15 protein-coding genes are annotated in these 14,914 nt (G+C 70.9%); 8 read left to right on the top strand and 7 right to left on the bottom strand.

The window, feature by feature from the left end:
• Positions 1 to 130: 130 nt before the first annotated feature.
• The 5 genes from ACIPVN_RS09480 (at position 131) to ACIPVN_RS09460 (ending at position 3,850) form a co-directional block, all read left to right on the top strand.
• Positions 131 to 433, top strand: coding sequence for a DUF427 domain-containing protein (locus ACIPVN_RS09480; protein ID WP_400442360.1), 303 nt, complete (start codon positions 131 to 133; stop codon positions 431 to 433).
• Positions 434 to 522: 89 nt separating this feature from the next.
• Complete coding sequence (locus ACIPVN_RS09475; protein WP_400442357.1) at positions 523 to 1,410, top strand: ABC transporter ATP-binding protein; 888 nt, start codon at positions 523 to 525, stop codon at positions 1,408 to 1,410.
• On the top strand, positions 1,407 to 2,087 hold the full coding sequence (locus ACIPVN_RS09470) for an ABC transporter permease (protein WP_400442356.1): 681 nt from the start codon (positions 1,407 to 1,409) through the stop codon (positions 2,085 to 2,087). Before ACIPVN_RS09475 ends, ACIPVN_RS09470 begins: the two co-directional genes overlap by 4 nt.
• Positions 2,084 to 2,857, top strand: coding sequence for an ABC transporter permease (locus ACIPVN_RS09465; protein ID WP_400442354.1), 774 nt, complete (start codon positions 2,084 to 2,086; stop codon positions 2,855 to 2,857). Before ACIPVN_RS09470 ends, ACIPVN_RS09465 begins: the two co-directional genes overlap by 4 nt.
• Before the next feature lie 72 nt (positions 2,858 to 2,929).
• Entirely contained in the window at positions 2,930 to 3,850 is a 921-nt protein-coding gene (locus ACIPVN_RS09460; protein ID WP_400442352.1) for an ABC transporter substrate-binding protein, read from the top strand.
• A gap of 264 nt (positions 3,851 to 4,114) precedes the next feature.
• On the opposite strand, the gene ACIPVN_RS09455 is transcribed toward ACIPVN_RS09460, so the two are convergent.
• Positions 4,115 to 5,368, bottom strand: a complete 1,254-nt coding sequence (locus tag ACIPVN_RS09455) for an AI-2E family transporter (RefSeq protein ID WP_400442350.1) — start codon at positions 5,366 to 5,368, stop codon at positions 4,115 to 4,117.
• A 64-nt stretch (positions 5,369 to 5,432) separates the two neighbouring features.
• On the opposite strand from ACIPVN_RS09455, the gene ACIPVN_RS09450 reads away from it, so the two are divergent.
• On the top strand, positions 5,433 to 5,732 hold the full coding sequence (locus tag ACIPVN_RS09450) for a chorismate mutase (protein ID WP_391476155.1): 300 nt from the start codon (positions 5,433 to 5,435) through the stop codon (positions 5,730 to 5,732).
• A 117-nt stretch (positions 5,733 to 5,849) separates the two neighbouring features.
• On the opposite strand, the gene ACIPVN_RS09445 is transcribed toward ACIPVN_RS09450, so the two are convergent.
• The 5 genes from ACIPVN_RS09445 to ACIPVN_RS09425 all read right to left on the bottom strand — a co-directional run bounded on the left by ACIPVN_RS09445 (position 5,850) and on the right by ACIPVN_RS09425 (position 12,162).
• Positions 5,850 to 6,443 carry a short chain dehydrogenase gene (locus ACIPVN_RS09445; protein ID WP_400442348.1) on the bottom strand — a complete coding sequence of 198 codons (594 nt, stop codon included), beginning with the start codon at positions 6,441 to 6,443 and terminating at the stop codon, positions 5,850 to 5,852.
• Between the two features lie 274 nt (positions 6,444 to 6,717).
• Entirely contained in the window at positions 6,718 to 9,186 is a 2,469-nt protein-coding gene (locus ACIPVN_RS09440) for a CHAT domain-containing protein (protein WP_400442346.1), read from the bottom strand.
• 159 nt (positions 9,187 to 9,345) lie between these two features.
• A complete protein-coding gene (locus ACIPVN_RS09435) occupies positions 9,346 to 10,893 on the bottom strand; it encodes a S8 family peptidase (protein ID WP_400442344.1) in 1,548 nt (515 codons plus the stop codon).
• A 181-nt stretch (positions 10,894 to 11,074) separates the two neighbouring features.
• Positions 11,075 to 11,545: a hypothetical protein gene (locus tag ACIPVN_RS09430; RefSeq protein ID WP_400442342.1), complete on the bottom strand. Its 471-nt coding sequence runs from the start codon at positions 11,543 to 11,545 to the stop codon at positions 11,075 to 11,077.
• The gene (locus tag ACIPVN_RS09425) at positions 11,542 to 12,162 is read right to left on the bottom strand and encodes an RNA polymerase sigma factor (RefSeq protein WP_400442340.1); all 621 of its coding nucleotides are present in this window, start codon (positions 12,160 to 12,162) and stop codon (positions 11,542 to 11,544) included. The genes ACIPVN_RS09430 and ACIPVN_RS09425 overlap by 4 nt, the downstream gene beginning before the upstream one ends.
• A gap of 123 nt (positions 12,163 to 12,285) precedes the next feature.
• On the opposite strand from ACIPVN_RS09425, the gene ACIPVN_RS09420 reads away from it, so the two are divergent.
• Positions 12,286 to 12,504 carry an SCO4848 family membrane protein gene (locus tag ACIPVN_RS09420; RefSeq protein WP_247623906.1) on the top strand — a complete coding sequence of 73 codons (219 nt, stop codon included), beginning with the start codon at positions 12,286 to 12,288 and terminating at the stop codon, positions 12,502 to 12,504.
• A gap of 216 nt (positions 12,505 to 12,720) precedes the next feature.
• On the opposite strand, the gene ACIPVN_RS09415 is transcribed toward ACIPVN_RS09420, so the two are convergent.
• Positions 12,721 to 14,097, bottom strand: coding sequence for an MFS transporter (locus tag ACIPVN_RS09415; protein WP_400442337.1), 1,377 nt, complete (start codon positions 14,095 to 14,097; stop codon positions 12,721 to 12,723).
• Between the two features lie 74 nt (positions 14,098 to 14,171).
• On the opposite strand from ACIPVN_RS09415, the gene ACIPVN_RS09410 reads away from it, so the two are divergent.
• The gene (locus tag ACIPVN_RS09410) at positions 14,172 to 14,753 is read left to right on the top strand and encodes an ArsR/SmtB family transcription factor (protein WP_400442335.1); all 582 of its coding nucleotides are present in this window, start codon (positions 14,172 to 14,174) and stop codon (positions 14,751 to 14,753) included.
• Positions 14,754 to 14,914: the final 161 nt, after the last annotated feature.

Here is a 14,914-nt window from a genome sequence, read left to right as displayed (position 1 = left end):
CCGAACAGAGAGAGACGTCGGATGCTTCGGCGCGCGCTTTATTTCTCACATTGACGGTCGCGCGCACAACCCCTGCCGCAATGTCGGCGACCTCTTATACGCTCTAACCCACATCCCAGGAGGCAGAACCATGAAGGCTGTACTCGCAGGAACCGTGATCGCCGAGGCCGACGAAGCCGACCTCTTCCGCATCGAGGGCAACTGGTACTTCCCGCCGGCGTCGATCACGCCGGGTGCGCTCGTCGAGAGCCCGACGCCGTACACGTGCCCGTGGAAGGGTGCGGCGCAGTACTTCTCGGTCGAGGCCGACGGAGAGCTGCACAAAGACCTCGCGTGGTCGTACCCGACGCCGTACCCGACCGCTTTCGAGCGCGTCGGCGGCGACTTCTCGGGCTACGTCGCGTTCGACCCGAGCGTCGAGGTCTCGGCCTGACCGGCGGCATCCGCTCGTCGTCGTAAACCCGCCGCACACATGCCCGCCATCGTCGCGCCCTGCATCGATCCCCCGACGGGAGACCACCCATGATCGAATTCCGCAACGTCACCAAGCAGTTCCCCGACGGCACCGTCGCCGTGAACGACTTCAGCCTGGTGCTGCCGTCGCGCAAGACGACCGTGTTCGTGGGCTCGTCGGGCTGCGGCAAGACGACGCTGCTGCGCATGATCAACCGGATGGTCGAGCCGACCTCGGGCGACGTCGAGATCGACGGGGAGAGCGTGCTCGGCGGCGACCCCGTGCAGCTGCGCCGCCGCATCGGCTACGTCATGCAGAACTCGGGACTGATGCCGCACTTCACGGTGATCGACAACGTCTCGACCGTGCTGCGTCTGAACGGCGTGAAGAAGTCCGAGGCGTATGCGCGCTCCCGTGAGCTGCTCGATACCGTCGGGCTCGACCAGAAGCTCGCCGAGCGCTACCCCAGCCAGCTCTCGGGCGGTCAGCAGCAGCGCGTGGGCGTGGCCCGCGGTCTCGCCGCCGACCCGAACATCCTGCTGATGGACGAACCGTTCGGTGCCGTCGATCCGATCGTGCGCGCCGATCTGCAGCAGGAGACCCTGCGCCTGCAGCATGAGCTCGATAAGACGGTCGTGTTCGTCACGCACGACATCGACGAGGCATTCCTGCTCGGCGATCAGGTCGTCATCCTCGACAAGGGCGCGCGCGTCGTGCAGGTGGGCTCGCCGAGCGAGATCATCGAGAGTCCGGCCGACGACTTCGTCGCCTCGTTCATCGGGGCGGATCGCGGGCGTCGCGCGCTGCACCTCAAGCAGACGCCGCAGGGCACCGTGGTCGTCGACTCCGAGGGGCGTACTCAGGGGGCGCTGGTCGCCGAGACCGAGCACTCCGACGGTCCGCTGGCGGGGCCGGATGCCGCTGCCCTCGATGCCGTGCAGGGCGGCCAGCCGTGAACTGGGTCGTCAACAACTTCGGGCTGATCCTCGAGCTGACCGCGGTGCACCTGCGGCAGAGCATCGTGCCGATCGTGCTCGGGTTCATCCTCTCGTTGCCGCTGGGCTGGGTGGCCTGGCGGTACCGACTGGTGCGGGGTCCGATCATCGTGCTGACCGGCCTGCTGTACACGATCCCCTCTCTCGCGCTGCTGATCCTGCTGCCCGCGACGCTCGGCTACTCGGCGATCAGCGAGACGAACCTCGTGATCGCCCTCACGATCTACGCGATCGCCATCCTCGTGCGCGCCGTCTCCGACGGCCTCGACTCGGTCGACGACGATGTACGCCAGGCGGCGACGGCCACCGGGTTCGCGCCCTTCCGTCGCTTCTGGGCGGTCGAGTTCCCGCTCGCCGGCCCGGTGATCCTCGCCGGCCTCCGGGTGACCGCGGTCAGCACGATCTCGCTCGCCACCGTCGGCATCCTGATCGGCGTCACGAACCTCGGCTACCTCTTCACGAACGGTCTCGAGCGCCGCATCATCGCCGAGGTCTTCGCCGGCGTGATCGCGGTGGTGATCATCGCGCTCGTGATCGATCTGATCCTGCTGTTGATCGGCCGCGCGCTCATGCCGTGGACCCGGGCGGCCTCGAAGGCCACCGCGAGCCGCGCGATCGCCGTGGGGGCTCCCGCATGAACCTCTTCGTCGAAGCCTTCGCCTGGATCTTCGCGCCCGCGCAGTGGACCGGCACCTACGCGCTGCCCAAACTCCTCGGCGAGCACCTCGCCCTCACCGCCATCTCGGTGCTGATCGCCGCGGCCATCGCGATCCCGATCGGCTGGTTGATCGGGCACACGGGCCGCGGCCGCGAGATCGCCGTCGCCGTCTCGGGCGCCGCCCGCGCCATCCCCTCGTTCGGACTCATGGTGCTGCTCGTGCTCCTCCTCGGGGTGCTCCGCATCCCCGAGGCCGCGATCATCACCTTCGTTCTCCTCGCGATCCCCTCACTGCTCGCCGGTGCGTACACAGGGCTCGAGGCCATCGACCGCCGCACGCTCGATGCCGCCAAGGCGATGGGCATGACCGGGTGGCAGGTGTTCTGGAAGGTCGAAGTTCCCCTGGGGCTGCCGCTGCTGGTCGGCGGCATCCGCTCGGCGCTCCTGCAGGTCATCGCGACCGTCACGATCGCCGCCTACGTGAACCTCGGCGGGCTCGGCTGGCCGATCATCCAGGGCATCCCGCTGCGCCGGTTCGACCAGGTGCTCGCGGGCGCGATCATCGTCGCGGTGCTCGCCCTGATCGTCGATCTGCTCCTCGCCACCGCGCAGCGCGCCGCCGTTCCCGCGGGACTCCGCGGGGGTGGGCCGCGCACCGACGGCAAGCGACCGAGACGAACCGCAGCCGCGGCTTCAGGCCGCAGCTCGGCCACGGCATCCGCCTCCGAACCCGCACCCGCCACCGCCTGAGCGTCCGCTCGGCGTCGTCCACCTGAATCCACAGCACCGAAGTCCCCGCACTTCCCAGAGAAGAGGAAATCCATGTTCACAGCACGAGGCAAGCGCTCCGTCCTCGCCGTCGGCCTTGTCGCCGCGGCCGCGCTCACCCTGTCGGCCTGCGGCGGCAGCAACCCGCTCGACGAGCCGTCCGACTCCAGCGGCTCCGGCGGCGGCGACACGATCGTCGTCGGCTCGCAGGCGTACTACTCGAACGAGATCATCGCCGAGATCTACGCCCAGGCCCTGTCGAACGCCGGCTTCGACGTCGAGACGCAGCTCAACATCGGCCAGCGCGACGCGTACATGCCCGAGGTCGAGTCCGGCGCGATCAACGTGTTCCCCGAGTACACGGGCAGCCTGCTCGAGTACCTGTCGGACGACGAGATCGACGTCACCAGCCCGGACGACGTCTACGCCGCCCTTCAGGACGCCCTGCCCGACAGCCTGACGGCTCTCGACTTCGCCGAGGCGTCCGATCAGGACACCTACACGGTGCTCAAGAGCTTCGCCGAGGAGAACGGCATCACCTCGATCGCCGACCTGTCGAAGGCTCCCGCGCCCGTGACCATCGGTGCGGCCCCCGAGTTCGAGCAGCGTCCGTACAACCCGGCCGCCGCCAAGGAGGTCTACGGCGTCGACCTGCAGTTCTCGGCCACCGGCCCGAGCACGCTCGAGTCGCTGCTCGCCGGCGAGATCCAGGTCGCCGACATCTACACCGCCGACCCGGCCTTCGAGACCGAGGAGATCGTGGCGCTCGAAGACCCCGAGAACCTGATCATCTCGTCGAACGTCGTGCCGATCGTGTCGAGCGACATCGCCGACGAGGTCTCCGACGTGCTCAACGAGGTCAGCGCCAAGCTCACCGCCGAGGAGCTCGTGTCGTTGAACGTGCTCAGCACGGTCGACCAGCAGTCGTCGAAGGACATCGCCAAGAAGTGGCTCGAGGACCAGGGCCTGATCTGACCTCCTGACCGCATCTCCAGAAGTGCCCGGGCCCGCAGGGGTCCGGGCACTTCTGCGTGCGGCCCCGGCGTCGGCTCGGCGTTCCACCCGGCGTCCGCTCGGCGTTCCACTCGGCGTCCGGTCGGCATCCGAAAGCCGGGAGGCATCGAAACCCATCACGCGCGTCGAGGCCCATCAGCGCCGACGTCGCGGGCGGTGGGCTTCGACGCGACTGGTGGGTCTCGACGCGTGAGGGCGCGAGAAGAACGGACGGGGGGAGGCGGACTACACCCGCGCGTCCTGCTTCGGAACCAGGACCTGCTTGATGACGATGAGGATGGATGCTGCGACCGGCACCGCCACGAGGGCCCCGAGCAGGCCGAGCAGCGTGCCGCCCGCGAGAGCACCGATCACCACGAGCGAGCCGGGGATCGCGATCGCCTTGTTCATGACGCGCGGGGTGATGACGTACGCCTCGATCTGCATGTAGACGAGGTAGATCGCCGCGAAGATCAGTGCACCGATCGGATCGGTGAAGAGCGCGAGGCCCGTGCCGATGATCCAGAACATCACCGATCCGACGAGGGGGATCAGGGTGATGCAGAACGCGACCGTGGCCATGAGCGGCGGGAAGGGCAGGCCCAGGAACGTGTAGAGAAGCAGGGCGAGGATCGCGTTGAAGAAAGCGAGCACGACCATGCCCATCACGTACCCGCCGACCGAGTCGGTGATCTGGTCGGTGATGTCACCGGCGCGAGCGCGGTCGCGGGCGGGGATCAGACGCAGCATGCTCTGCTTCATGCCGGGGAGCGTCGCCACGAAGTACAGGGTCAGCACGAGCACGACGATCACGCCCGAGATCCCGGTGGCGATGGATGCCCCGACCTGCAGCGCCCCGCCGCCGATGCTGGCGATGTTGCCGGGGTCGGTGAGGAACTTCTGCACGTCGGCCACGAGGCCCTGGAACTGGTCGCCGAACTGATCGTCGAGCGTGGCGTAGAGATCGCTGCGTTGGAAGTCGGCGATCATCCCGGGCACCGAGCGCACGAAGCTCGCGATCTGCTCGATCACGATCGGCAGCACCATCCACAGGATCAGCGCCACGACCACGATGAGCGAGAGGATCACGATGACCACCGAGATCGCGCGCGAGAGCCCGCGTCGCTCGAGGAAGCGCACCGACGGATCGAGTCCGAGCGCCGCGAACAGGGCAAGGGCGATGTAGATGAGCACGGTCGACAGGCTCGTGACCGCGAGACCCAGCACGATCGCGCCGAGACCGCCGAGGGTCACGAGGAAGCCGAAGACGAAGGGGCGGTCGATCCGCGTCCAGAACGAGCGGCTCGGCGTCATCGGCTCGGTGACCCCCGCGCGGGGCGGGCCCGAGGCGAGCGACTCCCCGGAAGCAGCCGACGACGCCGGAGGAGCAGGTTCCGGCGCAGAGGAGGAAGCCGATCCCGTCGACGAAGCCGGCTGCTGCTCGGCGGCCGATGCGGCGTCGTCGGAGGGCGCGGATGCCGGCGGCTTCTCGTTGCTCATGTGCTCACGATAGCGGTGCACGGCCTCTGATCACGGGCGCTGCCGTGCGCTCTAGAGTGGAGGCATGACCGCGCCCCAGGACCCGAAGGCCGAGCTGCTGCGCCTGCGCGCCAGCATCGACAACATCGACGCCGCGCTGATCTTCATGCTCGCCGAGCGCTTCCGGGCGACTCAGCAGGTCGGTCATCTCAAGGCCGAGTACGAGATGCCCGCCTCCGACCCCGGCCGCGAGGAGCAGCAGGTCGCCCGCCTGCGCGCGCTCGCCGAGGAAGCGCACCTCGACCCCGAGTTCGCCGAGAAGTGGTTCAACTTCGTGGTGGCCGAGGTCATCCGCCACCACACCGCGGCGGCCGAGTCGCGCTGACCCCTGCGGGGGCGCCGCGGGCGCGAGAAAACGGAGAGGCATCGTGCGCCGCGTGGCGTGCCGACGACGGACACGCCGCGCGCACCGGCATCCGTCTCGGTTTTCACGCGTCGCGGGTCAGACCGTGATCGTCCGGCCGGTCACGAGGCCCTCGACCGCGAGCGTGTAGGCGCGACCGATCTCGTCGTCGCCGACCGGGCGGTGGCCGGCGAACAGCGGGTGGTAGCCGGGGGAGTTCTCGAGCACGTCGGGCGAGACCGCGTTGATGCGGATGCCGCGGGGCGCCTCGGCGGCCGCTGTGATCACGAACGACTCCAGCGCGCCGTTCGCCATCGCCGCCGCAGCCCCGGTGGCGATCGGGTCGCGCGACAGCACGCCGGTGGTGAGCGTGATCGAACCGCCGTCGCGCACGTGCGCGATCGCCTGACGCACGACCTCGATCTGCGGCAGCGTCTTGCCGAGGAACGCCGCCGTGTAGTCGTCGCGATCGAGGTCGGTGAGGTGCTTGAACGGCACGGAGCCCGCCGCCACGACCACGGCGTCGATGTCTTTCACCCCGTCGAACAGGGCGGCGATCGACGCGGCATCCGACAGGTCGACGCCCACCTCGCCGCTGCGCGACGCGCGGATCACCTCGTGCCCGCGGGACTCCAGCGTGTCCGAGACGACGCGGCCGATGCTTCCGGATGCTCCGATGACGACGATCTTCATGACCTCAGTCTTCCACCGCAGACGGACGAAGGGCCCGGCGTTCCCCGTCCGCCGGGCCCTTCCGAGGCCATCGCGGAGCCGAGCCGCGGTGATCTCTGAGCAGTCGGTGCCGGTCGTCGCTCTCCCGCACTCCCCAGTGCACGGATGAACCCCCCCTCGACCGCGTCCTCCCGACCCCGGTGCTCGGAGCCTCCCGCGTTCGACACCTTCCGAAGATCAGGAGCGCCTCGCGCCCCTCGTGATACATCGTGTCGAGAAAAAGTTCGTCGAGAGGTCAGAACCCGGCGCCGTGGCACTGGAACGGTGCGCGGTGGCCGGTCTCCTGCGCGGCGACGGCGAGGGCGGGCGCGGGCTCCATGCCGTCGGCGAGGTACCCGTGCACCGCGGCGAGCAGCTCGCACGCGACGTCGTCGGGCACGGTGACAGGGGCGGCGATCACGCAGCGGGTGCCGGCGTGCAGCCATACCCGCGTCATGCCGAGCGCCTCCTCGCCCCAGCGCACCGCCGATCGCCCGAGCTCGCACGCCGAGAGGACGACCGTCTCGGGGGCCGTGGGGATCAGGTCGACGTCGTAGCCGAACAGCGTGCCGTCGGCGAGCTCGAAGCCCGAGAACAGGGGGTTGTCGGCGGAGTGCCGCCCGTGCGCGGCGATGTGCAGCAGATCGGATGCCCCGGCCAGCTCGGTCACGGCCGACACCGTCGCCTCGCCTCCGAGGAGGGCGGGGGTCGCGGCATCCGTCGGCGCCCAGGCTTCGCGCGCTCGCTGCACCTCTTCGACGGCGCGGGGCACGCGCGGGCCGGTGGCGAAGCCGATGCGTTGCGGGTGACGACCCGTGGGGCGGCGGGTGCGCACTTCGGCCCAGCGCGACGCCGAGGTCGCGACCGTGAAGGGCACGCCGTGCATGCCGGGCAGCATCGCCCACGGCACACCGGCGAGCACGCCGGGCAGGGTGAGAACGATGCGGTGGGAATCCGCCGGGGCCACGGCGGCGCGCACGGGGGTGAGGAGTTCGTCGTCGAGGGTCTGCAGGCGCGCGGCGAGCGAGCGCTCGATCAGCGCGGCGAGGGGGCCGCCTCGGGTGAGGGCGGCGACGTCGAGGTCGGCGCGGAGCCCGTCCATCGCGGCGCGCACCCGCGGCCACGACAGTTCGACGACCGACGCTCCGGATGCCGTCGTCGCGACGCACAGCAGCTCGTCGCCCGTGTAGAGGTACGCGAGAAGCGCCGTGCCGGAGTCGAGGTGCGCGCGGGCGCCGGTGAGATCGAGACGCCCGCGGGTCTCACCGGCGCCGGTCGCCGCCCACTGCCGCTCGCGCACCCGGTCGCGCAGCACGCGCACGCGGGCGTCGGTCGTCCAGTCGGCACCGGCGAGGTCGGCGCGCAGCATCCGCAGCTCGGCGAGATCGGATGCCTGTGCGTCGTCGACCGGCGGACGCACCGGCGCGACCTGGTGGCTGAGGTGACGGGCGCGCTCCGCCCACTCGAACAGCACGGCGGGGTCGCGCGTCCTCGCCGCCGCCCGAAGCCCCGCGAACATCAGATCCGTGCCGTGCATCGCGACGGACGCCTGCAGGTCGAGCGCGCCGAACGACTGCTGCCACGAGGTGAGCAGGTCGAGTCCCTCGGTCGCCGCGCGCAGGGCCGCCGTATGGCGACCGCCCGCCGCCGCCCGGGCTGCGCGCACCTCGTGCGCCCTCAGCCGCAGCGGTGTGGGGGCGCTCGCATCGACGCGCGGCATCCGTCCGCTGCCGTCGCGGCGCGCGTCGAGGCGCAGGGCGGTCGCCTCGGTGCGGAAGCCGCCGTGCGCGAGAGCGGATGCCGTGCGCTCGATGTCGTCGTCGATGCGCGCACTGCGGCCCGAGGGGCGGGTGCGCAACCGCGACTCGAGGCGCACGGCGTCGGCGCGCGCCGCCCAGCCCGCACTGCCGAGGGCGGCGAAGCGGCGGGCCGCGGTGCGTGCCATGCGCTCGGCCGCCACCGGATCGTGCCGCATCAGGGAACGCGACAGGTGGAACTCCGCCTCTCCCCGGGCCTGCGGCATCCGCTGCGCTCCGAACTGCGCGGCCACCCGGGCGAGCAGGGCCTCGGCCTCGGTCGTGAGCCCGGCATCGCGGAGCACCTCGGCGCGGTCGAGGTCGCTGATCGCCGTCGCGAGGTCGCTGGTCGCCGCGAACACCGGGCGCGAGGCGGTCATGAGCGACAGCGCGGTCACCAGGTCTCCGCCGAGCAGCGCTGCGTAGCCGAGGTTGTGGCGGGCCTCGGCGAGGGGCTCCTCGTCGCCGTTCGCCTCGTAGACCGCGACGGCCCGGTGCAGATCGTCGGTCGATGCCGCGAGTTCGTGCCGCTGCATCCGCACCATCGAACGGTTCATGAGGCAGTTCGCGAGCTCGGTGCTCTCGTCGCCGGTCGCCCCCAGCGCGTCGATCGCGCGGCTGAGCATGACCTCGGCCTCGGCGAGGGCGCCGCCGTGCATGAGCAGCGTGCCGAGCTGCCCGCTGAGCAGCGCGACGGTCGCCGCGCTCAGGCCCGCGCGATCGAGCGCCTCGCGGCACAGCTGCTCGGCCTCGGACGGATGCCCGGTCTGCGCCTGCACGTAGGCCCGGGTGCCGTCGATCCGCGCCCGCAGGTCGACGTCGTCGGCGCGGGACGCTGCGTCGTCGAGGGCGCGACGGGCCGCCGCGAACCGTCGGGCGTTGGCCGCTTCGACCCCGCGCCGGTGCAGTTCGCTCGCGGACAGGGGCATCCCCCCAGAATGCCGGTTCGCGGCACCCCGGGGGAAGGCCCGGCGCAGGGCCCGCCGAAACCCGTCGGTCCCGTCCAGACCCACCATCCGCGATGTCGCCGGCGGTGGGCCGGGTCCCTTCGACAGGCTCAGGGACCCAGCCGATGCGCCACGGGCGGGTCAGTCGACCGGGGAGGGCAGGTCGGCGACCACCGACGTCACGGCGGCATCGACGGCATCCGCATCCGCCTCCGAGATCTCGCCCAGGAGTGCCGCGATCCGGCCGGCGACGTACGGCGCCGCGAACGACGTTCCGCTCCACACCGCGAAACCCCCGCGATAGTCGTCGGGGTCGATGGTCTCGCGCCGCAGCCCGTCGATGTCGGCCCGCGTCATCGCCTGCTGACCGCCCACGAACGCCGGCGACGTGCTCACGACCGCCGCCCCCGGGGCATACAGCCGCACCCACGGCCCGACGTTCGAGAACAGCGCGACCGAACGCGCGGAGGGATTGAGCGCCCCGACCGAGACGAGCGGTGCCCAACGGTCGCGGGTGATGCCGTTGTCGGCGCCCGGCCACGCCCACAGCGACGCCGGGAACGACGGGCGGTCGATCGCATCGTTGCCGGCCGAGCACACCACCACGCAGCCGAGCTCCCGCGCCTTGGCGAGCAGCGCGTAGAGGGTGCGGCTGTAGAGGCCGTCCTCCGGGGTCTCGTGGTAGTACCCGAGCGACAGGTTGAGCACGTCGATCGGATGCCCCGTCTCCGGGTTCTCGCGATACCGCCGCAGCAACTCGATCACCTGCGCGAGCGTCGTCAGCAGGTCGCTCTCGTCGACCACCCCGAGCGCCCCGGCGACGCGCACCGAGAGGATGTCGGCATCCGGCGCGACCTGGCGCACGATGCCCGCGATGAACGTGCCGTGCCCCGCGACCGCGTCGATCTCGCCGTCGAGCTGTCCGTAGAGGTCGGGGTAGCGCTCGGGATCCGCGTCGTCGGTCAGGCCGATCGGCACGCCGTCGAGCTCGACGTGCCGGGTGACGATGTCGTCGGGAAGCCAGTCGTGCACCCCGCAGCCGGTGTCGAGCACCGCCACCACGGGGCGCCGCCCCGTCGTCGGGTCGGGTCCGCGCCGCGGCCCCGGACCCAGCCAGCTCACCGGCTGGCGCGCGCCGCGACCCGGCTCGAGGTAGTCGTCGCTGCCGCCGGCTGCCCCGCGCACGGGGTTCGTGCGGCTGAACGGGTTGGTGCGGCTGAAGGGATTCGTGCGGCTGAACGGGTTGAGACCCACCGGGTCGATCGACAGCACGTGTTCGAGACTCGTGCGCGGCATGGTCGAGCGCGACATGCGGCGGGCGCGCTGCAGCACGCGCCAGGCATCCGGAGCGACCGGGGATTCGCCGCCCGTCGGTTCTTCGGGGGTGGTCAGGCGCGCGCGGAGGAAGCCGGGGACGCCGGGCAGCAGCTCGCCCGCGTTCTCACGATCGGATGCCTCGATCTCGAGCGTCCATCCGAACGAGTCGGCCGCATCGCGCAGTGTGCGCAGCTCGCGGTCGTACTCCTCCCCGTTCTCGAAGTCCTGCGTGATCAACAGGCGCGTGGGCAGGTACGCGGTGGGGAACGCGCGGATGCCGTCGACCGGCTCCACGCTCGGATCCAGGGCTGTGCCGCGCCTGATCGATCCCTCCGCCCGGTCCTGCCAACTCCACCCTCTCGGCTGCTCCATGCGTCATCCCTTCCTGCGCGGGTCCTTCCCCGCGTTCCATCCCCGGTGCCCGTCGGGTCGGCGGGCACCGCCACAGCTCACAGCGGTCACATCGATCTACAGCGGTACAGCGGTCACTGCGGTACAGCGGTCACTGCGGTACAGCGGTCGCGGCGATACGGCGGTCACGGCGCAACGGCGGTCAGAGTTCGAACCGCGGCGTCGCGAGCGTGCGCGCCTCGCCGCCGACCGTGGTGGTCAGGCGCACCGTGGTCATGCCCGCGGGCACATCGTCGAACACGAAGCGTCCGGTCTCGGCGGGTGCGGTCGCTCGGATCGTCTCGCCCGCCGAGCCCTCCTCGCCCTGCGCGAGCACGATCTCGGCGGCCGCCGAGTCGACCCACCCGTCGACGCGGCGCAGGCCACCCGCGCTCGTCGTGACGTGCAGGAGGATGCTCGTCGTGCCGTCGCTGAACTGCAACGTCAGGGCGTCCGCGTCTCCGCGTACCGCGCCGAGCTGGTGCTCGATCAGCGTCAGCAGCGCGTACTCCTGGTTCAGCCCGTCGGCGGCGACCGCTGCGATCATCCGATCGACGAGCGTGTCGGGTACGGGGTCGGCATCGATCCACATCGCCCGCAGCTCGGCGAACAGGGCGTCGTCGTGGGCACTCATGCGATCCCCTCCGTCCGCGGGGCGGTGTCGAGCAGCGAGCGCAGCTTCGCCAGGCACCGCTGCCGGGTCGGGCCGATACTTCCCACCGGCATCGCGAGATCCTGGGCGAGGCGGGCGTAGTCCGGGCGGTCCTCGAACGCGACCACCCGCAGCAGGCGCTGACAGCGTTCGGCCAGTCGTCGAACGGCGTCCCAGAGCTGCCGCCGCTCATCCGCGATCGCCGCCCGCGCTTCGGCGGAGTCCTGCACCGGCAGAAGGGCGTCGAGGTCGTCGGCATCCGTCGTGTCGACCCTTGCCTGGGCCTTGCCCACCCGCCAGGCCTCGCGCCGGGCGGTCGTGGTGAGCCAGGCCGAGACCGCCTGCGCATCGGAGATCGTGGCGTGACCGCGCACCAAACGCATCCAGGTGGTCTGCACCACGTCTTCGGCGAGTGTGCGCTCGAGTCCATAGGCCCGGACGACATGCCACAGCACGGGCGTCATCAAGCGGACGAGCCCGTCCATCGCGCGACCGTCGCCCTCGCGCCATGCGTCGAACAGATTCGCCGCATGCTGCCAGCGAGGGGGACCGTCGTCCGACGCAGGATCGAGCGCGGTGCCGGGAGCACCGTCGATCATGAAAGACATTGTGAGCACACCTACCAGGAGCACGGCAAGAGGTTTCTGATACATGACGTGATTGGTCGGAGTCCAGGAATTCGGGGAGCGGATGCCGTCATGCCGGGCCGATACGGTGGAGGGGTGACTCTTCTCGCCGTCATCCTCTTCCTCAATGCCGCCTTCAATGCGATCGCGTGGCCGCAGTTCCTCCGCCGCGTCGCGAAGGATCCGCGTGCCAAGGATGCGAACGGCAAGGCCACGAAGTTCCTGATCGTGCACATCGTGCTGATCTCGATCGCGCTGACCCTCGCGCTGCTCTCGCTCCTCGCCGGCATCGCCGCGCTCACGGGCGCGCTGTAGCTCAGGGCTCGACCGACCCGGTGCCTCGGCGCCGCCCACTCGGGACGCTCACCCGGCACCGCTCACCCGGCACAACTTCGGAGATCCGCGGCGACTTGCCGGGCGACGGCATCCGTTACCGGGGTGCCGTGCTCGAATCTCCGAGGTTGTGCGGGCCGGGGTTGTTCGGCAGGGTCAGGTGCGCAGTCGCGGAGGTCGGGGGCGGATGCCGACGGGTCAGGCCTCGTACCGGCGGGCGTGACCGGCCCACCGCGCCTCGACGGGCAGGGCGCGCAGTGCGCGGTTGCCGATCGCCAGTATCGCCGCCACTGCGCAGAGCGCCGCGCACACCAGGATCGTGTTCTGGCGGCCGACCCAGGCCAGCCCGAACCCGGCGATCAGCGGTCCGAGCGGCATCGCCCCCATGCCCAGCACTCCGGCGGCGCTGTTCGCGCGCCCCAGCAGGCGACTCGGAGTCGCGACCATGAAGTAGCCCATCATCCCGGCGTTGAGGGCGGGCACGAGCAGCACTGCCGCGCCGAGCACGGCGATGATCGCCCACGGTTCGACCATCCACGACAGCGCGACGGTGGCGACCGCGACCACCGACAGGGTGGTGATGGTCAGGATGCCGGCGCCGATGCGCGGAACCAGCAGCGGTGCGATCACGGCGCCGACCAGCATCACGGCCCCGACTCCGGCGCTCAGTGCTCCGATCAGCAGTTCGGAGTGCCCCGCCTGCTGCAGCGCGTAGATGGTCGTGGTGATCGCGGCGTTGAAGCCGAGGTTCACGATCGTGGTGATCGCGAGCACGCCGCCGAGGTCCGGACGGGAGAACAACCAGCGGAACGCCTCGCCCAGCTCGGCGAGGGCGTTCGGGCGGGCGCCGGTCGGGCGGGCGCCGGTCGGGCGGGTGCGGGTCGGGCGGGTGGGAAAACCCGGATCGCCCGCGGCATCCTCGGCGTGTTCGGGCCCGACGCGCCGAGCATCCGTCTGTTCGTCTCCGTTTTCGCGCGTCGTGCGCGACCCGCCCCGCGCGAGCACCCACGCGGTACCTGCGGAGATCAGGTGGCACAGCGTCATGACGAGGCCGACCAGCCACCCTCCGACGCCGAGCAGCACGCCGCCGAGAGGCCCGCCCGCGAGCTGCAGCGCGGCATCCCGCCCCTGGTTGGCGGCCTGCGCGCGTCCCATCGCGTCGTCGGGGACGATCTCTTTGAGCGCGCTCTCGCCGGCCACGTCGAAGAGCCCGCTGCGTGCCGCGAGCAGCAGGTTGATCGCGAACAGTGCGGTGAAGGTCAGCGCATCGCTCGCCGCGAGCAGGGTGAACGCCGCGGCGAGCGCGATGCCGAGCAGTGCGCCGACGAGCATCAGCACGACGCGGCGGTGGCGGTCGGCGAGCACCCCGCCGATCAGGGTCGTGAGCAGTCGCGCGACGAGGCCGGCCCCGGCGATGATGCCGGCCTGTGCGGGATCGTCGGTGACGATCAGGGCGAGAAGAGGGATCGCGAAGCCCGACAGTGCGGCGGCGAGGCCCTTGCTCGTGTCGCTCACGAGCCAGGTGAGATAGCGGGTGTTCCGCCAGAGGCGGTGCGGGGCGATCGCGGTGGTCATGGCTCGATGGTAGATCCGCAAGAACAGTTGCGCAACTAATATTGCGCAACTTGGCGTGCGGATAGACTCGGCGCATGGCTGACGACGAGACCCCGGCGGATGCCGAGTGGATGACCTCGGCGATGCTCAAGGCGTTCGCGAACCCGCTGCGCCGACGCATCCTGCGCCTGTTCTCACGCCACGAGCACCTGCGAGCCGCGGACATCGCCGCCGAGCTCGAGGTGCCGGCCAACAGCGTCAGCTTCCACCTGCGGGCGCTGGCGGATGCCGGGCTCATCGTCGAAGCGCCCGAGCACGCACGCGACCGCCGCGACCGCGTGTGGACGAGTCGCAAGGGTGCGCTCAACGTCGGTGGCCCCGAGAACCCCGTCGTGGACGAGGCGCTCGGAACCGCCGTGATCTCGGCCATCGCCGAGGAGCATCAGGACCTGTTCCGCCGGGTGATCGCGTGGACGCCCGAGTACGTCGCCGGTCGCACGGCCGAGGTGCACGCGACCTTCTCGCAGCGCACGATCCGGCTCACGGAAGCCGAGTTCGAGACGGCCATGCTCCGCGTGAACGGCGTGCTCGACGAGGCGCAGAACGCGCACGACGACGCCGACCCCGCCGGCCGCCACTGGCAGATCGACGTGATCGGCGCCGACGACACCATCTGATCGGTACCGCGGGGTGGGGCCCTTCGACAGGCTCAGGGACCCAGTTCCGGGTCCGACCCCAGTTCCGGGTCCGACCCCAGTTCCGGGTCCGACCCCGGTTCCGGGTCCGACCGCAGTTCCGGGTCCGACCCCGGTTCCGGGTCCGACCCAGTTCTGGGCTG

This window comes from Microbacterium sp. NPDC090003 (genome assembly GCF_044748385.1).
In the GTDB taxonomy this organism is placed as follows: domain Bacteria; phylum Actinomycetota; class Actinomycetes; order Actinomycetales; family Microbacteriaceae; genus Microbacterium.
The sequence above is the reverse complement of the archived record's forward strand: the minus strand, read 5'-3'. Positions and strand labels throughout refer to the sequence as shown.